This window comes from Synechococcus sp. UW179A (assembly GCF_900473965.1).
Lineage (GTDB): Bacteria > Cyanobacteriota > Cyanobacteriia > PCC-6307 > Cyanobiaceae > Synechococcus_C.
Map to the genome: position 1 here is coordinate 38,797 of NZ_UCNJ01000025.1, position 23,866 is coordinate 62,662.

24 protein-coding genes are annotated in these 23,866 nt (G+C 55.0%); 8 read left to right on the forward strand and 16 right to left on the reverse strand.

Annotated features, from left to right (window positions below; all coding sequences use genetic code 11):
* Nucleotides 1-3: 3 nt before the first annotated feature.
* The 3 genes from cysK to DXY31_RS11895 all read right to left on the reverse strand — a co-directional run bounded on the left by cysK (nucleotide 4) and on the right by DXY31_RS11895 (nucleotide 3,765).
* A complete protein-coding gene (gene cysK / locus DXY31_RS11885; RefSeq protein WP_114993976.1) occupies nucleotides 4-990 on the reverse strand; it encodes a cysteine synthase A in 987 nt (328 codons plus the stop codon).
* A gap of 133 nt (nucleotides 991-1,123) precedes the next feature.
* Nucleotides 1,124-2,611: a PLP-dependent transferase gene (locus DXY31_RS11890; protein WP_114993977.1), complete on the reverse strand. Its 1,488-nt coding sequence runs from the start codon at nucleotides 2,609-2,611 to the stop codon at nucleotides 1,124-1,126.
* The gene (locus tag DXY31_RS11895; RefSeq protein WP_114993978.1) at nucleotides 2,608-3,765 is read right to left on the reverse strand and encodes a PLP-dependent aspartate aminotransferase family protein; all 1,158 of its coding nucleotides are present in this window, start codon (nucleotides 3,763-3,765) and stop codon (nucleotides 2,608-2,610) included. Before DXY31_RS11895 ends, DXY31_RS11890 begins: the two co-directional genes overlap by 4 nt.
* An 84-nt stretch (nucleotides 3,766-3,849) precedes the next feature.
* Here DXY31_RS11895 and DXY31_RS11900 point away from each other — a divergent pair, with 84 nt between their 5' ends.
* Nucleotides 3,850-4,107, forward strand: coding sequence for a hypothetical protein (locus DXY31_RS11900; RefSeq protein WP_114993979.1), 258 nt, complete (start codon nucleotides 3,850-3,852; stop codon nucleotides 4,105-4,107).
* A 162-nt stretch (nucleotides 4,108-4,269) separates the two neighbouring features.
* Here the strand turns inward: DXY31_RS11900 and DXY31_RS17055 are convergent, their stop codons facing one another.
* A complete protein-coding gene (locus DXY31_RS17055; RefSeq protein ID WP_244279744.1) occupies nucleotides 4,270-4,569 on the reverse strand; it encodes a Nif11-like leader peptide family RiPP precursor in 300 nt (99 codons plus the stop codon).
* Nucleotides 4,570-4,699: 130 nt separating this feature from the next.
* Here DXY31_RS17055 and DXY31_RS17560 point away from each other — a divergent pair, with 130 nt between their 5' ends.
* Entirely contained in the window at nucleotides 4,700-4,903 is a 204-nt protein-coding gene (locus tag DXY31_RS17560; RefSeq protein WP_256359634.1) for a DUF3104 domain-containing protein, read from the forward strand.
* Nucleotides 4,904-5,814: 911 nt separating this feature from the next.
* On the opposite strand, the gene DXY31_RS16490 is transcribed toward DXY31_RS17560, so the two are convergent.
* From DXY31_RS16490 to DXY31_RS11930, 3 genes are all read right to left on the reverse strand, one after another.
* Nucleotides 5,815-6,696 (reverse strand): hypothetical protein, encoded by an 882-nt coding sequence (locus DXY31_RS16490; RefSeq protein WP_137024974.1) that lies wholly within the window; start codon nucleotides 6,694-6,696, stop codon nucleotides 5,815-5,817.
* 112 nt (nucleotides 6,697-6,808) lie between these two features.
* The gene (locus tag DXY31_RS11920) at nucleotides 6,809-7,195 is read right to left on the reverse strand and encodes a type IV pilin protein (protein WP_114993983.1); all 387 of its coding nucleotides are present in this window, start codon (nucleotides 7,193-7,195) and stop codon (nucleotides 6,809-6,811) included.
* Between the two features lie 2,586 nt (nucleotides 7,196-9,781).
* Nucleotides 9,782-9,964, reverse strand: coding sequence for a hypothetical protein (locus DXY31_RS11930; RefSeq protein ID WP_114993984.1), 183 nt, complete (start codon nucleotides 9,962-9,964; stop codon nucleotides 9,782-9,784).
* A gap of 838 nt (nucleotides 9,965-10,802) precedes the next feature.
* Between DXY31_RS11930 and DXY31_RS11935 the strand changes: the two genes are divergently transcribed.
* Nucleotides 10,803-11,102 (forward strand): hypothetical protein, encoded by a 300-nt coding sequence (locus DXY31_RS11935; protein ID WP_114993985.1) that lies wholly within the window; start codon nucleotides 10,803-10,805, stop codon nucleotides 11,100-11,102.
* A 143-nt stretch (nucleotides 11,103-11,245) separates the two neighbouring features.
* Here the strand turns inward: DXY31_RS11935 and rpsD are convergent, their stop codons facing one another.
* The gene (gene rpsD, locus DXY31_RS11940) at nucleotides 11,246-11,854 is read right to left on the reverse strand and encodes a 30S ribosomal protein S4 (RefSeq protein WP_114993986.1); all 609 of its coding nucleotides are present in this window, start codon (nucleotides 11,852-11,854) and stop codon (nucleotides 11,246-11,248) included.
* Between the two features lie 74 nt (nucleotides 11,855-11,928).
* Here rpsD and yidD point away from each other — a divergent pair, with 74 nt between their 5' ends.
* Genes yidD through DXY31_RS11955 form a run of 3 tightly spaced genes read left to right on the forward strand, consistent with a single transcriptional unit; the run spans nucleotide 11,929 to nucleotide 14,028 of the window.
* Nucleotides 11,929-12,207 carry a membrane protein insertion efficiency factor YidD gene (gene yidD / locus DXY31_RS11945; protein WP_114994202.1) on the forward strand — a complete coding sequence of 93 codons (279 nt, stop codon included), beginning with the start codon at nucleotides 11,929-11,931 and terminating at the stop codon, nucleotides 12,205-12,207.
* 4 nt (nucleotides 12,208-12,211) lie between these two features.
* Nucleotides 12,212-12,496 (forward strand): glutaredoxin family protein, encoded by a 285-nt coding sequence (locus DXY31_RS11950; protein WP_170953680.1) that lies wholly within the window; start codon nucleotides 12,212-12,214, stop codon nucleotides 12,494-12,496.
* A gap of 26 nt (nucleotides 12,497-12,522) precedes the next feature.
* On the forward strand, nucleotides 12,523-14,028 hold the full coding sequence (locus DXY31_RS11955) for a UDP-N-acetylmuramoyl-L-alanyl-D-glutamate--2,6-diaminopimelate ligase (protein WP_114993988.1): 1,506 nt from the start codon (nucleotides 12,523-12,525) through the stop codon (nucleotides 14,026-14,028).
* A 105-nt stretch (nucleotides 14,029-14,133) separates the two neighbouring features.
* Here DXY31_RS11955 and DXY31_RS11960 read toward each other — a convergent pair whose 3' ends face one another.
* Both DXY31_RS11960 and DXY31_RS11965 read right to left on the reverse strand, forming a co-directional pair.
* On the reverse strand, nucleotides 14,134-15,036 hold the full coding sequence (locus tag DXY31_RS11960) for an alpha/beta hydrolase (protein WP_114993989.1): 903 nt from the start codon (nucleotides 15,034-15,036) through the stop codon (nucleotides 14,134-14,136).
* Nucleotides 15,037-15,070: 34 nt separating this feature from the next.
* Nucleotides 15,071-16,273 carry an aminotransferase class V-fold PLP-dependent enzyme gene (locus DXY31_RS11965; protein ID WP_114993990.1) on the reverse strand — a complete coding sequence of 401 codons (1,203 nt, stop codon included), beginning with the start codon at nucleotides 16,271-16,273 and terminating at the stop codon, nucleotides 15,071-15,073.
* 202 nt (nucleotides 16,274-16,475) lie between these two features.
* On the opposite strand from DXY31_RS11965, the gene DXY31_RS11970 reads away from it, so the two are divergent.
* Nucleotides 16,476-17,195: a DUF4079 domain-containing protein gene (locus tag DXY31_RS11970; RefSeq protein WP_114994203.1), complete on the forward strand. Its 720-nt coding sequence runs from the start codon at nucleotides 16,476-16,478 to the stop codon at nucleotides 17,193-17,195.
* Here the strand turns inward: DXY31_RS11970 and DXY31_RS11975 are convergent.
* From DXY31_RS11975 to DXY31_RS11985, 3 genes are all read right to left on the reverse strand, one after another.
* Nucleotides 17,192-18,442, reverse strand: a complete 1,251-nt coding sequence (locus DXY31_RS11975; protein ID WP_114993991.1) for an urea ABC transporter substrate-binding protein — start codon at nucleotides 18,440-18,442, stop codon at nucleotides 17,192-17,194. The genes DXY31_RS11970 and DXY31_RS11975 overlap by 4 nt on opposite strands.
* The gene (locus DXY31_RS11980) at nucleotides 18,439-19,575 is read right to left on the reverse strand and encodes a hypothetical protein (RefSeq protein ID WP_244279745.1); all 1,137 of its coding nucleotides are present in this window, start codon (nucleotides 19,573-19,575) and stop codon (nucleotides 18,439-18,441) included. The genes DXY31_RS11975 and DXY31_RS11980 overlap by 4 nt, the downstream gene beginning before the upstream one ends.
* An 83-nt stretch (nucleotides 19,576-19,658) precedes the next feature.
* Nucleotides 19,659-19,904, reverse strand: a complete 246-nt coding sequence (locus DXY31_RS11985) for a NifU family protein (protein ID WP_114993993.1) — start codon at nucleotides 19,902-19,904, stop codon at nucleotides 19,659-19,661.
* Nucleotides 19,905-19,994: 90 nt separating this feature from the next.
* Here DXY31_RS11985 and DXY31_RS11990 point away from each other — a divergent pair, with 90 nt between their 5' ends.
* Nucleotides 19,995-21,476: a malate:quinone oxidoreductase gene (locus DXY31_RS11990; protein ID WP_114993994.1), complete on the forward strand. Its 1,482-nt coding sequence runs from the start codon at nucleotides 19,995-19,997 to the stop codon at nucleotides 21,474-21,476.
* Here DXY31_RS11990 and DXY31_RS11995 read toward each other — a convergent pair.
* The 3 genes from DXY31_RS11995 to DXY31_RS12005 form a co-directional block, all read right to left on the reverse strand.
* Nucleotides 21,465-22,118 carry a TVP38/TMEM64 family protein gene (locus tag DXY31_RS11995; RefSeq protein ID WP_114993995.1) on the reverse strand — a complete coding sequence of 218 codons (654 nt, stop codon included), beginning with the start codon at nucleotides 22,116-22,118 and terminating at the stop codon, nucleotides 21,465-21,467. The two genes, DXY31_RS11990 and DXY31_RS11995, sit on opposite strands and share 12 nt — an antisense overlap.
* Before the next feature lie 65 nt (nucleotides 22,119-22,183).
* Nucleotides 22,184-23,323 carry a glycerol dehydrogenase gene (locus DXY31_RS12000; RefSeq protein WP_114993996.1) on the reverse strand — a complete coding sequence of 380 codons (1,140 nt, stop codon included), beginning with the start codon at nucleotides 23,321-23,323 and terminating at the stop codon, nucleotides 22,184-22,186.
* A gap of 73 nt (nucleotides 23,324-23,396) precedes the next feature.
* Nucleotides 23,397-23,726, reverse strand: a complete 330-nt coding sequence (locus DXY31_RS12005) for a multidrug efflux SMR transporter (protein ID WP_114993997.1) — start codon at nucleotides 23,724-23,726, stop codon at nucleotides 23,397-23,399.
* Nucleotides 23,727-23,866: the final 140 nt, after the last annotated feature.

Genomic DNA, 23,866 nt, shown 5'->3' on the forward strand with positions numbered 1-23,866 from the left:
GGTTCAGGCTGTGACGGGTTGCTCGATGATCCCGGTGGGAACATCGGCGAACATCACTGAAGAGAGGTAGCGCTCAGCCAGATCGGGGAGAACAACCACGATGGTCTTACCGGCGTAGGCGTCTTGCTTGGCCAGGCGAATAGCGGCTGCGGCTGCAGCTCCGCAGGAGATGCCCACCAGCAGGCCCTCTTCCTTGGCCAGTCGAAGAGCCATCTCAACGGACTCGTCGTTGGTCACCTGTTCCACCTTGTCGACCACGGAGAGGTCGAGGTTCTTGGGAATGAAGCCGGCGCCGATCCCCTGGATCTTGTGGGGACCTGGCTTCAGCTCTTCGCCGTTCATGGTCTGAGTGATCACAGGGCTGTGGCTGGGCTCCACCGCCACTGATTCGATGGCCTTGCCTTTCTCATTTTTGATGTAGCGAGATACGCCAGTGATGGTGCCGCCGGTGCCGACGCCGGCCACCAGAACGTCGATAGCGCCTTCGCAGTCGTTCCAGATCTCAGGGCCAGTGGTCTTTTCGTGAATCTCAGGGTTGGCGGGATTCTCAAACTGCCCGGGCATGAAGTACTTGCCAGGGTCGCTGGCTGCGATCTCCTTGGCTTTGGCGATGGCACCAGGCATGCCCTTGGCGGCTTCGGTGAGCACGATTTCAGCGCCAAGAACGGCCATCACGCGGCGACGTTCGATCGACATCGACTCGGGCATCGTGAGCACGAGCTTGTAACCGCGAGCGGCAGCGGTGAAGGCGAGAGCAACGCCGGTATTGCCCGATGTGGGCTCGACGATCACCTTGCCTTCGGTGAGTTCACCACGCTTCTCGGCATCCCAGATCATGTTCGCGCCGATGCGGCACTTCACGCTGTAGGCGGGATTACGGCCTTCGATCTTGGCAAGAACGGTGGCTTTGCAGTCCTTGGTGACATGGTTCAGACGCACCAGGGGGGTATTACCGATGGCCTGGCTGTTATCGGCGTAAACGCGAGACATGAGGGAGTCGAAAAAATGGCCAATTTTCGCAATTTAGGGAGACTCTCAGTCAGGTGCCTGGCTCTTAAGAGCTTGTTCAAACTCTGTCAATCCAGCAGGCGGTAACTCAGCATTCATCAACTCAGTTTTCCGCTCACGCGTTCTCCAGAGCCAGCTGGAACCGCTTCCAGAGATCCTGCCGTTCCTCAAGCCCTACTGAGACACGCAGCAGATGGGATGGCACATTGCAGCGTTTCGCCCATACAAGCTCTTCGTAGTGAGCAAGAAGCACGTAGGGGCAGACCAGAGTGAAGGCGGTGCCGAGACTTGGTCCCTTGCAGACCGCCAGTGCGTCATAGACCTTCTGTGCCGACTGGGTTCCTCCTTTCAGTTCAAAAGAAAGCAGACAGCCATGGCCAGCACCCGGCCGCTGCAGAGCTTTGAAGTTCTCGCATTCACCCGGATGAAACACCTTCGCTATGGCGGGGTGGTCGCGTAGGCGTTCAGCCAGGAACAGTGTGTTGCGATTGAGCTGGTGCACCCGTTCGACCACGTCTTCGCTGCCCTGGTCGAGGGCAATCACATCGACGTCGGCAAGCTCCGCCAATTGCTGCAAGGCGCGAGCTGATGCGGCGAGCTGATCTCTCCATTTGGAGTGGGGACTCAGCAACAGACTTCCTGCCAGCACATCGCCACGGCCGGCAAAGCTTTTGGTGAGCGAGCTGAAGACCAGATCGGCGTGGGGCAAGGCGTCGATATTGACCCCGGCCCCGATGGTGTCGTCGGCGATCACCGGAATGCCCTGCCGGTGGGCAAGCCTGGCGATTGTTGACAGATCAATGCAGCGCAGCAGCGGATTGCTTGGTAGCTCCACCACCACTGCCGAGGGCTGAAGACGCTCGAGGGCCGCGCTCACGCTGGCTGCACTGTCATCCAGCAGCAGTTCGGCCCCGTTGAACACCACCTGGGGCAGCTTGAGCACATCCACATAGGGAAAACCGATCTGCAACACGGGCCTGTTGGGCCGAATGGCCGAGATCAGTTGAAGTGCTCTGTGCAGAGCGGACATGCCGGAGGGGTGGAGGCTGATCGACCCCCTATCGCAGCGATAGATCCGCTCCAGGCGCCGGATCACATTGCTGCGGGCGTTCTCAGCTGCGGAATCGCTGGCGCCCTGCTCTTGACCAAGGGCAATGGCCGCCAGCCTGGAGGATGCTCCAAGGCCAGTGTGTTGCCAGTAGGCCTTCGCGGCAGGAGTGCTGGCAGCATTGGCAATCAGGCAGGTCAGCCCATGAATGTTGATGAGCTGTGTTTCTGACGATGGCCTTGTCCTGCGGCAATAGGTGAGAGCGGCTTCAGCTGCCGCGCGGTTGGGATAGGGCCAGCTGCTTGCTCCATTGGAGCGGGCAACATTGGAGACCTTCAGCGAAAGCTTCGCTACTTGTGCCACCAGCGGATGCTGACCGAATCGCGGATACACCGCCCGCAAGGCTCCTCGACAAGCTGGATCCTGTTCCTCGTAGGCGATGACATCACTCCATCGAGGCAGGGCCACCGAGACGGCATGGGTGGCATCAGGAAGAGGGTGGCCGAGATCTCTGCCTTGCCAGCAGGGATCGCGCAGCAGGTCGCGCGAACTCATTGGAGCAAGCAAAGTGCCTGGTCGAGATCAGCGATCAGATCCGAGGCTTCTTCACAGCCCACCGAAAGACGGATCAGGCCATCGCTGATGCCCAGTTTCTCTTTGACCTCCATTGACACCGAAGCGTGGGTCATGGTGGCTGGGTGGCAGATCAGGCTCTCCACGCCTCCAAGGCTTTCGGCCATGGTGAACCATTGCAAGGCCTTGCACATGGCGTAAGCCTGATCACGGCTGGCTTCGACTCCGATCGTGACGATGGCCCCACCGCTGCTCATCTGCTGCACTGCCACCGAGTGTTGGGGGTGATCCTGGCGATGGGGATAGCGCACCCAGTTCACCTGGGCATGGTTGGCGAGGTGGTCAGCCAAAGCGGCCGCATTGGTCATCTGCTGTTTGAGTCGCAACGGCAGGGTCTTGATGCCGCGGGTGATCAGCCAGCAATCGAACGGAGAAGGCTGCAGGCCCAGGGCTTTCTGGGCAAACTCCATCTTTTGCTGCCAGGCCGGATCGTCAGTGCAGACCGCACCACCAAGGGCGTCGGAGTGTCCGTTGATGTATTTCGTTGTGCTGGTGAGTGAAAGCGTGGCCCCAAGCTGCAGGGGTCGCTGCACAAGAGCAGTGGCGAATGTGTTGTCCACCACCACGGGCACATCGATGGCCGCGGCTGCAGCGCAGACCTGTCTCAGGTCGATCACCTTGAGCAGCGGGTTGGTGGGACTCTCCAGCCAGATCATCGTTGGCTTTCGAGCCGCGATGCTGGAGACAGCCTCGGGTGATGTGAAATCCACCCACTCAGTGCGGATTCCGAATTTGGCGAACACCTGTTCAAACAGCCGCACAGTGCAGCCGTAAAGGTTCTCCTCGCAGAGCACCAGATCCCCTTGGCTCAGACCGGAGGCAATCGCCGTGATCGCGCTGACTCCCGACCCAAACACCGTGGCATGGTCGCAGTGCTCAACCGAAGCGAGCACGCCCTCAAGGATGCGGAAGTTTGGATTTCCAGAGCGTGTGTAATCGAAACCACCCGCGTTGCCGTGAGCAAACGTCGATGTGGAGTAGATCGGCGGCATCACGCTGCCCGTCCCCTCCGCAAAGCTCTCCCCGTGGTGAATCGCCCGGGTGGCATCGCCTGGTGTTGGTGCTGGGCGCTGCAATTGATGGCTGCGATCAGGTCTCAAAACTAGGAAACAGGCTGACTGTCGCCGCTAGCGTCGAATCCGACATAGAGACCAGGAGCCTTGACTGACACCTCAGTACCACAGAGCCATAAAGATGAGTGGCGGGATCATGTGCTCAGCGAAATCGTCACGTTTCTGAGCGAGAACAAGCAGCAGATTCATGCTCGCTACCTCGAGCAGCGGCAGGGTCAGCTCTCTCATGATCTGATCGAGCAGGAGGGACTGATGGATTTCGAGCTTGCTATCACTTTTCTGGAAGACAAGCCCAAAGGCTTCGGGTTGGGACTCGGCTTTTTTAAGGCGAACCTGATCCGTTGAAGTGACCGCGCCACTAACGCCAGTTGCGTCGTGAAAGTTGATATCCATGGGGCTAATCAATAAAAAGCTCCTAAAAGTTGCTGTCAGTTATTGCCTAATGCAGTTCTTACGCCGAAGCTCAGAATCTCTGTAAATACGAAATATCTCATGTCTTAATGCAAGTTATCCATTCTGGATGGGTTTTGCAGGAGTAAGTGTTGCATAGTGGAGCGCTTTATAACGAGTGTTGTCACCCACAGCCACGTTTTTTAATTCAGCTCTTGATATCACTGAGTGAGGTGATCCTGTTGAGCTTGATTCGTCCGTAGAGAGGCTAAATCCTACCTCTTTGGCAATTGCAGCCACTGCTTCAGTATCAGCAGCGGCTTTGAGTTTCTCCTGAAGGTTGATATCACCTTTCACTTTTTCAAGGAATGATTGAGATCGTTTATGAACAATGGTGATTGGCCAATTCAGAAGCAATAGCCATGCCCAGTAAAAGTTCGGAGTGAGCTCGATCTTTATGGAAGTGGCTCCAGGAATGACCGTGTTCGTGCGCCACGACGAACTGACTGGAGGGAAGCACGACAATGATTGGTAGATCGAACACCTCATCTATGGCGGCGGCGCTGCCCGTGACCCGAAGATCCACAACCTTTTCCAAATTGCTGATGTGGACTCCAGCGAGATCAAGTGGGACAACGCTGACCTTGGGACCCGCAAGAAATATCGATTTGTTCACCTGCTTTTCACCAGAAATACTCTGACTTCTGACCAGAGTTTGACCAAACGCTCAAACATGAGACATGCAGAGTGAAGATGTTTGGGATCAATCCCACAATCCTTTGATGTAATGCCTGAAGGACAAGCAAATAAGGCTCTTAAGGAAGAGTCACTATCAAAAAAAATCAAAGACAATATTGACGACAGTGGCAGCAAACAGCCTCAACGACCGTCAATCTGGGACCTCTTGGATGTGTTGTGGTGGATTTAAGATCAAATAATAGTTATTCAACGCCATCCCTGTCATGGGATGGTAAAGACTGAAAATCATGCAAGTTGATTCATTCGCGTGAATAATCTTGAGATAGATGATTCTAAATTACTGGACATAGTTTGAACTCAGTCAATGCGGACGTTGATCACGCCACTGGCCGGCTCATCGCCGCAGCAATTCCTTAGAGATTTTGTTGCCATGTAAGGCTTGCTGCAGGCTTGGCCTTGCTTCTCAGTTTGATTGACTCATCCGCAAAGATTGATATGCCGTCTTCAGCTGGATTAAATCCATCAGCGAGTGGTGGATCTCTTTTTCTTGCAGAAGCAGTTTATTACGTTCCCTTCTATTCAATACTTTCTAGGTAGCCGCTTGGCTTCAGGGTGAATCCGATTCCCTGGCAAGCCGAGTCTTTACAGGTTCTCTCTGCTTCTAGGCGTGAAGGATCATTGCTGTCGAAGGCTGCTAGTCCGCCGCTAGCTCATCTGCGAACTATTTGAAAAGACTTCGCTTCAAGAGAGTATTCTCAAACTGAATGCTGTCGATTTCCTGCATCAGTTAATTTAGGCTTCTAAAGCATTAAAAACCCCGCACTTGGCGGGGCCTGATTGATCTAGAGATTCTGTCGGGAGATTCGTAGAGAAACTCAACGCTTCTCCCTTTTCTATTCTCGAGTTTTTTGTTTCTGTCAGTCCACGCGTGATGCCCTCAGGCTTTTTGGCAGAAGATTTAAATCAATACCTCCTTCGGATTCCGAATTGACTGATACGGTAGTTGGATTTGTTAGCAGTAAGCACATGTGGTTTGCCAGTTACCTTACGGGTATAAACTCTGCGAACATCTTGTTGGGATGCTTGATGAATTCTGCCCGACTCAATATATCTCGGATCACGATATCTAGGATCATGATGCCTAGGGTCATGATGCCTAGGGTCATGATGGTGATGTTGCTGCTTTGTATCACTTGATTGTTCATATCTAGAATGATCTTTATGGTCTGTTGCGTACTTTTCTTTGCTTGACGTCTTGCCTTTGGAGGATTTATCGCAGTCCTTCTTATGTTTTTCATTGCTTGATGTGCTGTTTCTGGAGGACTGGCGATCGTTCGTAGTGTATTTTTCATCACTTGATGTTCTATCTCCAGAAGACTGATGTTCCTTCGTTCTGTAGTTTTCTTCATATGATCTCCCATTTGTAGACGCCGATGTGCCCCCCGCGTGCACATGATTGGTACTTGTTGTCGTGGCTTCGACATCTGTTGCGATTGAATTAAATCCTGAATCAATGGAGCCCGCTCCTGAATCAATGGAGCCCGCTCCTGAATTAGTGGAGCCCGCTCCTGAATTAGTGGGGCCCGCTCCTGAATTAGTAGGGCCCGCTCCTGAAGCTGATGTTCCTAGCCTGAAAGCACGAGTCGCAGACATTTCGTATTTGCTTTTGCCTTCCCAGCAAGTAATCATAAAAGCATTGTTACCAATGCCTTGAAGCTTGCATTGGTCGGGTGTTTTTGTTAATGACGATTTGCCTTCATTTTTGGCGGCAAATGTGACGGCTTGTGTTTCGGCAACACCGAAATTGGTGGCTCGCTTTTGAGCAATAACTGGTTGAATTGCCATCCTAGATATGCCTGGAGCAGCGGATCCAGCAATGACTAGGGTGACAAGAACTGAAGTGAGATTCATGGTTTTAGTTTGGTGGTTTGGTTATTTGGGTATTTAATTGTCAGATTTAGGAGATCGTAGACTTAACTGGGAATTCCGGAATGCCATCTTCATCAATAACAACTGTCCAGCGATCTTCGCCTCCTTCAGCAACAACTGATCCTGTTTCGATGCAGTTGTAAGTGGCAAGAGTCACGTCAGATCCAGCATCAGCTTGAGTGACGGTTGGTACTGGGTGTTCGAAGATTAGTGCAGTTGAACAATCTCTAGCAGCGTCAACAACGAATTGCTTGGCGTTACTGGAATTAGTGCTTTCAAAAGCTCTAGTAAAGCTTGGAAGAGCTAGTGAACTGAGGATGCCGACGATTGAGACGGTGACCATCAGCTCAATGAGTGTGAAACCGTTTTGCTTTTGATTGCGCTTAGCAATAAAACGGCTGAGACGAGTTTTCATTGGTTTTGAGTGAAGTAATAGAGGTCTCCCTCCGATGCACACACCATCTCCGGATCTACTGTCTGCTGTGATGACCTGAGACAATGAAGGCTGTGATTCTGCTCACAGCGTCCTGAAGACTGAATTGTTTTGCCGAGGGGTGGGGTTAGTCACCCACAACTTGCAAGACCACCCTGCTTTCCCTTTAAGGGGCTTGTATTTCTTTCAAACACCTCGCATGGGTAGCAGGCTTTACGACCATTATTCAATAAGACATAGTCATTGCTTGCTCGCATATCTTCTTGACCAGGGAACTTCCGCCAGTGTGTAGCGTGTCAATACTTAAACTTCCTGCGTGCAAAGTTTAGATTATGCAACGGTTGGCTTCTATCTAAAATAGATGTTTTGATAACTATATCCGCAATCTTTGAAGGATTGTGGTTTTCATTGTTAAACTAATTTCTTGATCTGCTTCCGTGAGCAATCATTGTTTTGTGGTTTTTATCATTGCTGCTTAACTCGGTAAGATATTTAAACTATGAAGCTAGCCAACTCTGTTAGGGTTAGGGATTAAAAAGAATCTGCCGATAACACCAGCAATAGCGACAAAAGTAGACAGTTTCATGTATTTGATAAAAGGAGAGAAGGTCGTCGCTCCCGGACCTCTTGACCATCTCCGCAACCAATTCGATTCATATCACTTAAAGGCTTGAAACAGCAACCATTAACTCTCCCCACTCGGGGCGGATCGCTACATGATCAGGTCCGTCGGTTGATACCCGTCTAGCGTCCGTGCCCATGGGGTAGCTTCCGGATGCCTGCCTCGAGTTGTCTTCAAAAAATGTCCGGACTACACTTTCCCGGCTCAGGGGGCATCAATGTAGGCCGAGTCCCGACTGATCAGTAAGACGGAGCCTTGTTTAAGCCTTAGCGCGTCAAAGCTGATGTCAGCAACATTTGCAATGAGGTTGTTGGCTTTTTATTTCTAATCAGCTATCAATATTAAGGAGCCATGTATAGACCATGCATCAAAAACTTTTAGGGTTTCTTGCCGTTGCTCTCCTTTTTGCTGGATGCAACGTTGACGTCAAGATGCTTGAGGAATGTAAAGATAAAGATGGAAAACCCCTGCCTGAGTGGATCTGTCGCAAAGGGGGGCCAGGAGAAGGTCAAGGCAATTAGACCACTAAAAGATGGGTATGGCAAATACAACGGCTTTAAAGGTTAAAGGTCTATCCAATAAAAAAGACCCAACGCCTTGGCGACCGCTGGGTCTCATGGTTGTCCGTGTAAGGAGTTGGATGCCCTAGTGAGGAGAACCAACTCTATAAATCATAGCAAACACATGTACTATCTGCTAGTGAATTTGTACTCATTTGCGTAGACAGATGATCCGAGCTGCTCTTCAAGCAAAAAGGCTCTTCCTGCTCATGACTGGGTGATGCCAGTAAAAGACATGCACGTTCCGCTGGGGTGCAGGGTGGGGGTGAGGAGTTGGGACTCATGCTGTGAAGGGCCAATTGTTTCCGAAAGCGCGAAAGCTTGTGCCGTTTGCCCCACTGGTCGCAACTGATTGCATGGCCATGCTCAGCGAATAATATCTATTTGTGAGGAGAAAACACTCGCGGGGTGGAAACAAGGCAACACTCCCTCAAGAGTTTTCAGAACCCCTGCCTTCGGCAGGGGTTTCTTTTTGATTAATTGGCCAGTGAACATTGTGCGCACATTGATGATCAGTGGTGCAAGTCGTGGCATCGGGCAGGCCATTGCAAAGAAGGCATTGGCTGATGGTCACCGCTTAAGCCTCGGTCTCAGAGATTTGAACTCGGTACAAGGTTCAGTGCTGGATCCAGACGTTGCTGGAAAACATCGCGTCATGCTGCACTCATACTCAGCCTGAAGATATTGCCGAAATAAGCTCTGCACTGCTTAAGTTTGACAATAGAGCTGTTCCTTTTGAAGTATCTGTTAACTCAATCTTGGATGGTAATGAGTCTGTTAAAGTGTCTGGATTTGGTGGATGGTCTATTAACTAAATAGTTGCACGTTCGTTGTGTTGTTTGGAGCAATGGATATTTTGGAGATGCTTGGCTTGCTGGCAAGCAGGCCTAAAACAGTGATTGGGATTGCTCGTTTCACTGCGTTTGCTGTTGTATTGGCGATCTACACACTCAATTGCTGATCGAAAGTTCTCGGCTACCCCACTGCACTTGGTACTGAGCATCAGAGTCTTTCATCAAATCAGGTGCAGCAGTCTGAGCTGATGTTTAACCAGCTTCATGTCGGGCAATCATCAGATTGATGGTGTCCTCAGGCTGCTTATCAGGGGGACGCAGCTTTAAGTCATGACTTGTGGGAAGCAGGTTGAGTCTGTTCTTTTGGGAACTTCTTGTCTCCAGAGGTTGAAGGCGGCAGAACGGGTGGGCCTATGGTTTAGGCTCTCATCTCGTTATCAGTGCTGTCTGGTGGCGGACGCACGCAAATGGATCAATCAAGAATGCATGTTGTTTATTTGGCATAACAAGACCTATGTCAATGAAAACGACGGTTTCTTTGTTGAGTGCTTCTGGTTGCGATCTTGCGTTTTGAGTGGCCCTCGTTATGACATCAGCGCTTTTCATTGGCTTTGTTGTCAAACATCCATTCCATCATTCCCTTGCTGTCGTTTTTAAGGGAGACAATTCCGAAGCTCACTAGAAACACCAGCGAGACAGTGATCAGAACAGCTGCACTGATCTCGCTGATTTCCAGATTTCCCAGTGAAAGAGTGAGTAACACTAGCCAATTCATTCAGCCGTTTCGCATCGTCCTTCTCTGGGGACTGGGCCAAGAATGAGGAGCATTTTTTCGTCTGGAAATGTCTGATTGACAGACAAAACTGATATCAGCCAGTTCAACATTTTATTCGACCATATTGGACAAGGTTAGCCCTGGCCTTTGAGTTGGAGTTCGCCAGTTAGAGCCGCTTATCAACACTCAATATCGTTGTATCCGATTTGACTCAGCAAACGATGCTTTTGCGGTTTGGTGTTTCCGGTCAAGATGGCGATGGCTAGTGCTGCGATTGCGTGAGTACGACCAAACGTTCATGGTGCGTAGCGGTCCATGCCAGTGGTCTTTTGGATGAATCTCAATCCAAAGCAAAAGGGGCCGGATGAATCCGACCCCTACCACCTACTTCTTTTGATGATGGCAGTGAAGTTAACTCTTGCAGGGAAGCCTTAACGTGTCGAGACCAACTATGTCGTTGCCGTCAGGACTGAGCCTCGCGTTCCTGAATTTGCTCAGTGGTCTCGGCATCTGCTGAGTTCTGGCTGCGCTGACATCCAGCTGAGCCTGCGAATGCAGGAGCTGAAATTAAAAGCGTTGCGCAGAGGAGAGTTGAGAGGCGAAGCATCGTTGTGAATCAAGTTTTGAAATGTTGGCGAATCAACCCCTTCGACCGCGAGCATCAACCACCAGACTCAAAAAATCAGGCCATATGAAACCAGCCTCGCCGCCCGATTGGTTTGACTCTTTCCGTGACAAGTTCAGGCGTAAGGCATTGCTCATATCGTCGTCAGACGCTGCTTGATCCCAAAGCTCATCTATTGCTTAGTGGCTTAAAAATGCTGGCTGACGCAAAGTGATGTCATCAAAGGGTGCGACCGTGTTTTGTATTCAACGGCTTTCTGACAAAGGCTGGGACTGCATCGCAGAAAATCTCAACCTGCTTGAAGCAAGAGCGAAAGCAACACTTTGGTCTCAAGAGCATGCAGCTGCCTTTCGGGTCGTGAGTGTCGATCAATCCGACATGCAGTTTCTCTGCAGGGATGGGGTGATTCTGGTTGATCTTTCCGAACCAGCGGATCTGACTGCCGCTTTGGAGGGGCAGCCATCCGTGCTGATGGAAGACATCTCCTGGAAAATTCTGGCGGAGGCCAACTGAAGCTTGCCGCTATGGCTTGTGGTGAGAGGTCGTTTGAGTGACCCCTCTGCTAACGATGCATTGATTTCGACATAAAAAACCCCGCTCCAGAAGAACCGTGCGGGGAATACAAAGCAAGAACGTGGTGAGATGCGAGGCAGGCCTCAGACTTTGCGGGAGTAGTACTCCACCACCAACAGTTCATTGATCTCGAGAGCGACCCATTCGCGTTCGCACTTACTGATCACCTTGGCGTTGAGCTTTCCTTTGTCGAGCTCTAGATGGGGGGGCACGTTGGCAAGACCTGGGAATTCCAGGTTGCCTTCAGCCAATTTCTTGCTGCCCTTGCGCTCACGGACGGCGATGACATCACCGGCCTTGCATTGATAGCTGGCGATATCGGTGACGCGGCCATTCACGGTGACATGGCCGTGATTCACAAGCTGGCGGGCGCCAGGCACTGTGGGGCCGAAACCGAGGCGGAAGCAGACGTTATCGAGACGGTTTTCGAGAAGTTTGAGCAGGTTGGTTCCTGTGGAACCGTCCTGAGCGCGTGCTTTTTTCACGTAGCGCACAAGTTGGCGTTCGGAGACGCCGTAGTTGAAACGAAGCTTCTGCTTCTCTTCAAGGCGGATTGCATATTCAGAGCGCTTGCGACGGGCTTGGCCGTGCTGACCGGGTGGATAGGACCGCTTTGCGGCCTTCCGGGTGAGACCAGGGAGGTCTCCCAAGCGCCGCGTGATCCTCAGGCGAGGGCCGCGGTAACGAGACATAGGTGAAGAAGGTGTTGGACCATTCACGCTGATGAAACGCCATGCTGGACTTGATGTCAGCTTTGCGTTTCTGCATGCGCGAACCACCCATCCTATCTGTCGGCTTCCTCGAGACCGTTGGACAGGGTTTCAGCAAGGCCATGGCCCAACTGATGATCGCAGCGATCGGTTTTTATCGCAGCTGGTTGTCTCCACTATTTGGCCCACGTTGTCGCTTCATTCCCAGCTGCAGTGCCTACGGATTGGAAGCGATTCAGCGCCACGGCCCCTGGCGTGGTGGCTGGCTCACTCTGCGCCGGGTCTGTCGCTGTCATCCCTTTACCCCCTGCGGTTGTGACCCCGTTCCTGATTGAGTCCATGCATCTGACCTTGTTCAGCAGGCAGGGCTGCTGCCTATGTGAAGGCTTGGAGCAACGGCTTCAAGGCCTAGATCTCAGTCGCTTCGAGCCACCGCTGAGTTTGGAGGTGATCGACATTGATGGCGAGGGGATTGATCCGCAACTGCGGACTCGTTACGACCTTGAAGTGCCGGTTCTGGCACTGCAGGGCAAGCCCTTGCCACGGGTTTCCCCTCGCCTGAGCGGTGAGGGACTGTTCAATTGGTTGCAACGGCACTGCTCCAGCATCGCCGGATCGGACTAGAACGGCCTCAGCTTTAGGAGCCGGTGATGACGCAGACGCTCCATTCGCTGCTACAGGCAGTGCTGCTTCCGCTGCCGGCGGGACTTCCCAATCCCGCGGTTACATCGATCACCTGTGATTCCCGCAGTGTCGGTAAGGGCTGTCTTTTCATCGGCCTCCCCGGTGAACGCGTTGATGGCGGCCGTTTCTGGCCGGAGGCCCTGAAGGCTGGAGCCGTGGCCGCGCTGATCGGGTCTCAAGCAGCACAGTTGAATCCGCCCTCTGATCAGGATCCCGTGCTGGTGATTCCTGAGCCGGTGTCCCATTGGGCCGGAGAGCTGGCTGCCGCCTTCTGGCAGCAGCCCTCATTGCGCATGCATTTGATTGGTGTAACCGGCACCAATGGCAAGACCACCACAACCCACTTGATTGAACATCTGAGCCTGGAGTGCGGTTGTCCTGCAGCACTGTTTGGAACACTGGTCAATCGCTGGCCCGGACATAGCGTGACGTCGACGCATACCACTGCGGTTGCGGATCGGTTGCAGGCTCAGCTGGCTGAAGCATTGAACCGGGGCACCGAGGTGGCGGCCATGGAGGTCAGTTCCCATGCTCTGGATCAGCAGCGCGTCGCGGGTTGTCGTTTTTCTTCCGCGGTGTTCACCAACCTCACGCAGGACCACCTCGACTACCACGCGACGATGGAGGCCTATTTCGAAGCTAAGGCGCGTCTGTTTGCCGATCCTTTCCTGATCGGGGAAGGCCCCAGGGCGGTGGTGAATGTCGACGACCCCTGGGGGCGTCGTCTGGCGGATCGCCTTGGCGATCGCTGTTGGCGCTGCAGCCTCGACGAGATGGCCGATCTCAGCATGCGTGATCTCGTAATGACGTCTAGCGGTGTGGAGGGAATGCTGCTCACACCTCGAGGGGAAGGTTGTTTTCATTCGCCTCTGGTGGGTCGCTTCAATTTGATGAATGTGATGCAGGCCATCGGCTCGCTGCTCCAGCAGGACCTGCCACTGCCCCTGTTGTTAAGGGCCCTTCCGCATTTCCGAGGTGTTCCTGGCCGAATGGAGCGGGTGCTGCCTTCCTCCCCTGCTGCAGACCAGCTGCCCGCCGTTGTTGTGGATTACGCCCACACCCCGGACGGTCTACGCAGCGCTCTTCAGGCCAGTCGTCCCTTTGTGGATGGACAGCTGGTGTGTGTGTTTGGCTGCGGTGGAGACCGTGATCGGGGCAAGCGTCCTCAGATGGCCTCGATTGCTGCAGAGCTGGCTGATCGCGTTGTGGTTACATCCGACAATCCACGTACGGAAGATCCTCAGCGCATTCTCGACGATGTGGTGGCGGGGCTTTCTTCAGGCATCGACTACCAGGTGGAAGCTGACCGAGCGATCGCGATCGCTCAGGCGATTGCTCAGGCAGGACCTGGCGATCTTGTCTTGATCGCCGGTAAAGGGCATGAGGATTACCAGATTGTGGGCACTGAAAAGCTGCATTTCGATGACCGAGAAGAAGCAGAGCGAGCGCTCAAGCAACGCTTCGATGCCTAAAAATTTGGTCGTTAAGCTTCAGTTTTTGATTGAGCATCGGTTTAATGATTGCCACTCAAGAGGCGATTGTCTTGAGTGATTTTGATGCTAATAACTTCTTTGCTCCTATCGATTTGGCTTTGATTGCTGTGCTGCTATTTTCACGAGATGATTGAGTTGTTCGCAAACGAGCTTGGGATGCTCGATCTGTATGAAGTGGCCACCCTGAGCTTTGAGAGCCGTGCTGTTTGGATTCTGGTTTAACCATTGCTTTTGCAGGCTATGCCAATTTCCTTTGATTGGAGCACTGGAATTCATTTCAGTAGATGACATGATGATGATTGGAAATGTGCTGCTCATCAGTGGCAGTTCTGCCACTTGCCTTTTGCTTGTCTTAAATCCTTTCTGTTGATAAAACCCATCGGCTGTTATTCCATTGTTTTTGCTTTGTCTTGAAACACCGTATAGCTTGTAGGCTTCCCTGCTAGGGATTGTTCCAATTGTTGTGAGGGCGATGTCAAATTGATTTTGAATCCGGTCTGAATACAGGAAATTGCTCGGCACTGGATCAACCATCAGCATGCCGGCGACTGAGTTAGGATATTTGCGTGCAAAATATCCTGCATAAAGTCCACCGTATGAGTGTGAAACGAGAATATATGGTGATTTGATTCGATTCCTGTCTAGGAGTTGGACAAATTTGGAATTGACGTGTTGCGCTGTGATCGGATTCGCTGAAGAGACGCTGAAATCTGGTGAGCTTTTGCCTAGGCCGCTTCTGTCGTACATGAACAGATTGCCGAGTTGTTTGATGCATTCAAAGAACGTTTTGTTTGTAGACCATGCTTCTAATGATGATCCCGTCCCATTTTGAAAGACAACGGTGCCTTTGAATTTTGAATGAGGATTTGGGTGGTATTGAGAATGCAAAAGACTGCCGTCAATTTCAGTGAAATTGACCTGAGCAGAAGCCTGAAAAGCCCAGAAAAAAGAAGATAAAATTATTAGTTTTTGGAATGTATTTTTCATGTCTTTTGAGGTTCGCCTCATGGCGTTCTTGGTGCTACCTGCCCTTTGCTGACAGCGTCCGAAGCTGATCGATGAGTTGCACCATGTCGTTCTCGCTGGTGCAGATATGGGTGCAGGCTCGCAGGCAGATCGGATCTGCCAAATCACGGATCCAGATCTGATCTGCCCCCAGTGCTTTCACCACATCGGCTGGTGTTGCTGCCGTTGTTTCAGAGTGCATTTGGAAACTCACGAGACCAGCAGGGGGTGGCCCATCAAGTAGTGGTGAGACCCCGGGGATCGACTGCAGATCTCTCCACAGCTGTTCGCTCAGAGAGCGGATGCGCTCGAGTCGAGCACCATCCGAGCCTTCCTGATCTAACAGCTCAAGAGAGCAGCGCAGACCAGCCATCAATGGCACGCAGCTGGTGGCCACCTCAAAGCGACGGCTGTCGTGATGGAAGGGGTCTGGATCATCAGCTACAGCCCGCGTTTCATCCTGAAGGCTGCGCCAGCCGATCACGGTGGGATGGGCCTCCGTGAGCATGCGCTCTGAGAGCGCCACCCCACCCAGCCCTTCCGGACCACAGGTCCATTTGTGCCCGGTAAAGGCATAGATATCGGCCGCTTGTGCCGCCTCCCCAACGGGGATCTGGCCGACGCTCTGTGCAGCATCCACGAGTAAGTAGGGCTGTGCCGGGTGCTGTTGTAGCTCTGCGGCAACTGCTGCGATCGGCATCTGCTGACCGGTGTTCCAGAGCAGATGCGACAACACCACCAGCCGGGTTCGGCTGGTGAGCTGCTGTTCGAGGGCCGCCAGTACGTCGCGATTGGTGCGGGCCTGCTGATCGTGGCCGAGCCTGCACTGCTTCACCGGCAGCGTGTGAACCTGCAGCTGGCGGCGCCGAGCCAGCTCATGGCAGGCCGCTACGACTCCGGGGTGCTCACAGTCGCTGATCAGAATGTGGTCGCCATCGTCCAGGGGGAGGCCCCAGAGCGGCAGCACACATCCTGTCGTCACGTTTTCGCTGAGGGCGAGCCGATGGGCTGGCACATTGCATAACCGCGCCAGACGACCGCGAGTTTTGTTCACTTCGGAGCTGATGTAGGGCCAGATGTCTGTGGTGAAGGGGCCGAGTTCCTGGATCCGTTTCCAGCTGGTGGTGATGGCCTCCAGAGAGGGCGTTGGCAGCGGCCCCTGCCCGCCGTAGTTGAAGTAGGTCTTGTTGGCCAGGGCGGGGCAGAGTTTTCTCAGCATTAGGGATCTAGACCTGATCTCATGATCGCTCCTGAACTCATGCCTAGCTGCGTTCTCAGGCTGCTCTGCATGAGGTTGCGCTGAGCGCTGCAGTCGGCGCTCTCGAATGGTTCAGTTTTTGAATTTCAAGACTTGGCTCTGCTGCGGAGTGTTCAGCCACGCCATGGCTACGTTGCGTTTGTTCGTTGGGTTGGTATCACCGATGGCCCTGGTGGACTGGCTCTGGATCCTTCACCCTGCGTTGGCGGTGGTGTTGGTCTATCCCCTCATTGGGATCGTGATACGACTGGCGATGCAGACACGCTCCAGGCGACTCAAGACCTCAAAACCGCCTGCGACCGTGGGACGTGACCACAGTGATCTCGGCCGTTGGCTCGCGGCAGCTGTGGTTGGTCTGGTGATTGTTGCGCTCACCGTGGTCATCGCAACGTCTGGACCGCTCGATCAGTTTCAAGGCGGCTTCCGCCGGGCTGGCACGCTGCTGCTGGTATTGATCGGAACCCTGCTCAGTCTTGGCGCGCTCTGGATGGCGAAGGCACCTGGCCTGCGGCTGGCGTTTGCTCTGATCACCTGGGCTGGTGTTCTGGGTCTGGGAGCTCAGCCGGAGGTTTGGCGATTGTCTGATGACCCTTTCTCTCCCGCGTTCTGGCAATCCCATTACTGGTCGGGTGTCGCGGTGGTGGGCCTGATGTTGTTTTCTCTCGGTGCCCGGCCAGAGATTCTGCGCGACCTGCGTCTGCGCCGCCTGCATGTCACCGCCAATCTGCTTGCTGCGCTGCTGTTCGTGGCGCAGGGCATCACGGGCACCCGCGATCTGTTGGAGATTCCACTGAGCTGGCAGAAGCCGACGATCTATGCCTGCAATTTCGAGACCCGCAGCTGCCCGCCGTTGGCCCCGCCAGCTCAGGCTTCAACGCCTTAGGGAGCGGTGCCGCTGCTGTGATTACAGTGCTGCCCTGCTGAGTCCGGATGATCAGGATTCCAGGGTTGGGGTTCAATCACGCCGAAATCTTTCACCACCTGGAAGTTTCCAGTGTCATCGGCCCTGCCAAGCAGGGAGCGCTTGTTGAGGTGCTGGCTGGGGGTGACGGTCAGCAAACCCTGCGGGGCTGCAAAGCTGGTTCCTATTAGATGCTGACGGACGTCTTTGGGATTGGTGCTGCCTGCGCTTTCCGCCGCGCGGGCCCAGAGATTGACCAGGCTGTAGGCGGCTTCCGCGGGGTCGTTGATCACGCGGTGATAGCCATAGCGACGACGAAAGCGCTGCGCGAATGTTTTGGAGGCGTCTCCAGCTAACGATTGGAAATAGCTCCAGCTGGCGTAAGTCCCGGAGATTTTGTTCGCACCGATCGCCAGGGCTTCTTCCTCCGAGACAGAAAGACTCAACACGGTCACTCCGCGATCCACGGCTTGTGAGCCAATAAGGCCCTCGCGGTAGAGCTGTTCAAAGAAGGCGAGGTTGCTATCGCCGTTCAGGGTGTTGATCACCACAACCGGTCCGCTTGTACTGGCTTGCCGAATGCTTTCAACCAGCGGGTGCACCTCTGCACTGCCGAGTGGGAGGTAGCGCTCAGCAAGCACTGTTCCTCCTTCCCGTTGCACCTGGGCACGCATGATGCGATTGGCGGTGCGCGGATAGATGTAGTCCGAGCCGATCAGCAGGATGCGTTTGCTGCGGTTAGCCAGCATCCAGTTCAAGGCGGGTTCTGACTGCTGATTGGGAACCGAACCGCCATACACCACATAAGGGGAGCACTCCTGGCCTTCGTATTGCACCGGATAAAACAGCAGTGCGTCCCGTGTTTCCAGGGCTGGCAGCATCGCTTTGCGACTGGCCGAGGTCCAGCCTCCGAAGATGGCTACCACTTGCTCGTCACCCAGCAACTGTTCGGTCTGCCTCGCAAAGGTGACCGGATCGGACATGCCGTCTTCCTCGATGGGCTGAATCAAGACGCGCTTGCCTTTCAGCATCAGCCCGCCGCTCGCGTTGATTTCTTCGATCGCCAGTCGTTCGGCTTCGGCCACGGTGTTTTCAGACAACGCCATCGTCCCGCTGCGGGAATGGAGCAGACCCACGCGCACCACATTGACGTCGGTTGTGGAAGCGCCAGTACTGCAACTGCTCACCAGCAGGCTGGCCAGCAGGCTGAACAGCATCTTGTCTTTCATCGACTTCCCCAGCTGATCAACGCGGTCAGCACCAGGGCCAAGGCCGAGATGATCTGAAAGCGCTGGTCAGCTCGGTTGATCTGGCGCATGGTCTTCAGCTTCTGGTCGTCGGCAGCGCTGGTGTAGGCGTTGTAACCCCAGGTGAACAGACCGAAGAGGGCCATGGCGATCAGGTAGCTGGCAGTGAACAGATCATCGAGAAAGGTGGTGTAGGGCAGTTTTGGCAGCGAGGAGTGATATGACTGCTGCAAAAAGATCAGTGTGAGCAGTGCCGTGGATGGGATGGCCAGTCGTACATCAGAGAGTGTTCCCTCAACGGAAGGAGCCATCAACACAATCGAGTTGATGATCATCAGCGGGATGACCCAGTTGACGATTCCAGGCCAGAGATTCGACTGGTAGACCACTTCCAGACGAACTTGGCTCAGGTGCGGTCGATACCAGGTGCCTCGACGGTTGCTTGTGCGTCGGAGATAAGGCGTGAAGCTGGCACTCTCGAGCTGATAGCCGCTGAGGGTGCCCAGCTCACCCACCAGGTTGCCTTCATTCGGTTCGGGTAGCAACCGCAGATCGGCGTATTTCTGCGACGTCCACAGTGGTTTGAGCTCCACGATCACCGGCAGCCGCAAAATATCGAACGGATCACGGCGGAAGTCGACTTCATCGTCGTAAAAGCGGCTCGAGAAGTGAAAAAGCTGCTGGCGCCTTCCACCAGAAAGCTCCCGTGGTGCATCCGTGGAGGGTTCGAAGGTGGAGTCCCACATTTCGATGCGGTTGGCAAGTGCAATCAGGTCGGCAGGTTTGTGGCCATGTTTCTGCAGCAGTGCTTCCACTTCAGGCAGCCACTCCAGCCAGATCTCACCATCAGCTGTGAATGTGCGTGAGTTCAGATTCAGCTCATAGATCTTGTCGAGATGGATTCCGGCGTAGATGAACGGATGCTTGCGCACCAGATCTTCCGAGAGCTGCACCTCTTCCAGGCCTGAGGGACCCTCCATCACCGCCGTAACAGCGTCGCGGTCGAGCACGTTGGGGGGGGCCTGGCCGATCAGCGCGCGTCCGCTCAGCATCAGAACGAAAACGATCGTGAGTGCCGCTGTTAGCACCAACACGATCAGGCGTGGACGTGGCATCCTCGGCATCGACAGCTGCTCGTGCCTGCACTGATGTCTTCAGGATGGCTTTTCGCTCTGAGCCTGTCAGTGGCTGGACTGGATCAGAGAACTTGAACCACTTCACTCACTTCAGGAATGGATTCGCGCATTTTGCGCTCGATTCCCATTTTCAGGGTCATGGTGCTGCTGGGGCAGCTGCCGCAGGCGCCCTGCAAGCGCACTTTGACCACGGGTCCATCGATTTCCACCACTTCCACGTTGCCACCATCGGCCATCAGGAACGGGCGCAGCTCATCGAGCACCTTTTCCACGTTTTCTTGGTTGAGCGGCAGCGTTTCGGTGCTCATGGCCGGATGGGGGTTAATGCTTTCACTCAGGGTAGGCAGGCACGTGTCCGGATGGATTCATACCCTTGAGAAGCAGGAACAGCTCACGCGATGGATCGTTACGACGCCGTGCTGGTGGGTGCGGGAATGATGAGTTCCACCCTGGCTTCGTTGCTGCATGCCCTCGACCCTGAGATGCGCCTTTTGCTGGTTGAGCGTCTCGAGGCGTCGGCTCTGGAGAGCAGTGCAGCGGTCAATAACGCCGGCACTGGTCATGCTGCCAACTGTGAGCTCAACTACACCCCCCAGCAGGCCGATGGGACGGTGTCCACTGAGAAAGCCCTGGCGATCAATGCGGCCTTCGAGCGAAGCCTGGAGTTCTGGGCCTCTCTCACAGAACGGGGAGTTCTAGATCCAGGCAGCTTTCTTCATCAGGTGCCGCATCTCAGTTTTGTCTGGGGACAGGAGGATGTGGCGTTCCTGCAGCAGCGGCATCGTCAGTTGAGCGCCCTACCGGCCTTCGCAGCGATGCACTGGAGCACGGATGCCGAGCAGATCGGCGATTGGATGCCTTTGGTGATGCAAGGGCGTCGGCCTGGTCAACAGATTGCAGCCACCCGTATCGAGCGTGGACTCGATCTCGACTTCGGGGCTCTGACCAGGGCACTGCTGCTGCCGCTGCAGACAGCGGGCGCTCTTCAGGTGGTATATGGCTCGTCAGTTCAGGGACTCAAGCGACCGCTGACGGAGTCGATGACCTGCTGTGACTGGCAGCTTGATTTGCGCGGTCCTTCGGGCCGTCGCAAGGTGCAGGCTCCGTTTGTGTTCCTTGGCGCTGGCGGTGGAGCTCTGCCACTGCTGCAGAGCAGTGGCATCCCGGAGGCAGCCGACTATGCCGGCTTTCCCGTGAGCGGCCAATGGCTAGTGTGCGGCGAGCCAGCTCTGGTGGGGCGTCACCACGCCAAGGTGTATGGCAAGGCGAAGGTGGGTGCGCCGCCGATGTCGGTGCCCCATCTCGATACCCGCTGGATTGACGGCAAGCGATCCCTGCTGTTCGGTCCCTACGCCGGGTTTAGCAGCAAATTTCTCAAGACCGGTTCGCTGTTGGATCTGCCGCTGTCGGTGCGTCCCGCCAACCTGCTGCCGATGCTGCAGGTGGGAGTGAACAACCTGCCTCTGGTGAAGTATCTGATCAATCAGTTGCGCCAGAGCGAAGCTGATCGGATGGAGGCATTGCATGCCTTCCTGCCTGAGGCCAATGCGGATGACTGGAGCCTTTCGGTGGCTGGTCAACGGGTGCAGATCATCAAACGCACGCCTGATGGTGGTCGCCTGCAGATGGGCACGGAAGTGGTCAGTGCAGCAGATGGATCCCTGGCCGCTCTGCTTGGTGCATCTCCTGGGGCCAGCACCTCTGTGCAGATCATGGTGGAGGTGCTGGAGCGTTGCTTTGCTGCAAAGCTGGCCACGCAGGCCTGGCAAGAGCGCCTCAATCAGCTGATTCCCAGCTACGGCCAGGATCTCAACAGCGATGCGGAGCTGTTGACTCGCACCCGAGAGCGTAGTGATGCGCTGCTGGGCCTACGTGTCTGAACCCGCCTGCTTGCGCATGCGCTGCTGGATCACTCCTGCCACAATCGCCAGGGCGAACATGCCGAATACAGCTCCGATCAGCAAGAATTTGCCGCCGCTGAAAATTCCAGCGCCCAGGGCCACGATCGGCCCACTGCTCAGCAGCACACTCACCAATAACGGCAGTACGAACGCCCGCCAGGGGACGCCACCTAGGCCTGCGCCATAGCTCACGAAATCGAACAGTCCGGTCATTAAAAGACCAGTGAGCAGAAACGGATTGCCTTCAAGCTGGTTGCGACTGAAGCGTTCGATGGTGGTCATCGCTTTTTCTCCCACCAGCTGCTGGATCGGTCCGCGTCCGTAGTTGCTGGCCAGCAGGAAGGCGGCCTGGCAAAAGATCAGATCGCAGATCACGATCGTGATGAAGCCCGTCTGGAACCCCAGCAATGCTCCGGCCAGCAGGGAGTAAGCCGTGCTGGGCAGTGCCGGCAGGATGATGCTCACGCCGCGTAGGAACAGGATCCCCAAGGGAGCCCAGACCCCAAGGCGTTCAACTTGCGCTCGGATCGGCTCCAGCCCGTGCACGTTGATGAGATGGAACAGCACGGCCAGCCCGGCAATCACAGCTGCAATCAGCAGGAATCGGCGAAAGCGCAGCACAGGAAGGGAGGTTCAGCGTGTTGATGACCTTCCCATATCGATGTGATCTCCTGTGACGACCGGTATCAGTTGATATAGGCACGCCCTTGTTGATCAGCGGCCCGCATGGCAGCCGCCACCGCTGCGGCGGTGACTTCGAAGGGCTCGTTGTGGCTGCTTTCTCCTGGGATGACCGTCCGTTGCGCAATCTGCTGGATGGCCTCGTCGTCGTCTGGGTTGATCCCGATCTGCTGCAGCGTGGTGGGGAGACCTACAGATCGGCAGTAGCTGAAGATCTCTTGGATCTCCGACTGCGGCTGCCCTTCCATGACTAGTTGGGTGTGTAGTCCGAAGGCGACCTTCTCCCCATGAAGCATCGCGTGGCTTGCGGGGATCTCGCTGATGCCGTTGTGAACGGCATGGGCAAGTGCCAGGCCTCCGCTTTCAAAGCCAAGCCCTGATAGCAGATTATTCGCTTCCACAATCCGCTCGAGAGCGGGGGTGGTGACCTGCGAATCCACCGCTGAGCAGGCGGCAGGGCCATCGGCCATGAGAATGTCGCAGCACAGCTTCGCCAGGGCTGTGGACGTGGTGGTCGGGTAGCCCCCAACCACATTGCAACTGTGGCTTTGCCGGCAGCTTCGGGCTTCAAACCAGGTGGCTAGGGCATCACCGAGGCCAGCGACCAGTTGCCGCTTCGGCGCCCTAGCCACAACCTCCGTGTCAACAAGCAGCAGCAGCGGATGGCGGTTGTAAAAGCGGAAACCCTGCACCCCTCCGCCATTGGTGTAAATCACCGATAGGGCACTGCATGGCGAATCAGTGCTCGCGAGGGTGGGCGTGATCACTACCGGCAGATCCAGCTCATCGGCTACGGCTCTTGCTGTGTCGGAGGTTTTGCCACCACCAGCGCCAACAACGGCGCAGAAGGGCTGCGTTGCCGCCAGGCCGACCAAACGGCTGATCTCCTGGTCGCAGCATTCGCCACCGAAGGCTTCAACCACAGGTGTGATCCCGACAGGGGGGAGGGTTTCCTTCCAGATCGAAGCCAGAGTTCTGCGGGCTGTGCCACCAGCGATGAACAGCACCGGCCCACTCAGGCCAAGGCGTTTCAGCTCTGTGCCTAGTTCCCAAGTAGCACCGGGACCTTGGACGTAGCGTCCCGGTGAGGCGAACACTGCCAGCGGGCGTTCGTGATCCCGACCGAAATCTGTGCGATAGCCCATAGCCCATCAAGGCAATGATCTTTCCCTAGCCAGGCCTTGGGAGTCCGTCAGTGCTTCGGCTGTTGAGGCGCGTTCAACCAGGATGACCGCTGAGGTTCACCGTGATCACTCCGGCTGTGATCAGGGCCATACCCATCAGTTGCCCCTGGGTCGGCACCTGGTGATAGAGGAGCAGGCCAATCATCACGATCGCCACGATGCCGATTCCACTCCAGAGGGCGTAGGTGAGGCCCATGGGGAGCACTTGCACCACCCGTGACATCAACGTCATCGAAATGGCATAAGCCGATAGCACAACCAGGGTGGGAACCGGTCGACTGAAGCCTTGCGAGAGCTTGAGGCAAGAGGTGCCGATCACCTCAGCTGTGATGGCCAGAAGCAGTAACAACCAGGGAGAGCCCATGCCTGTCCGAGTTAGGGACACTTTCTATTCAACGCAATGATGTTTGGCTTTGCCCTTGGGCTTCATCGAGATGTTGTCGATGGAGTCGTGCTTTGAATCAACCAGGCGGATTGTTCTGCGATCAGCCCTGGCTTCGACAT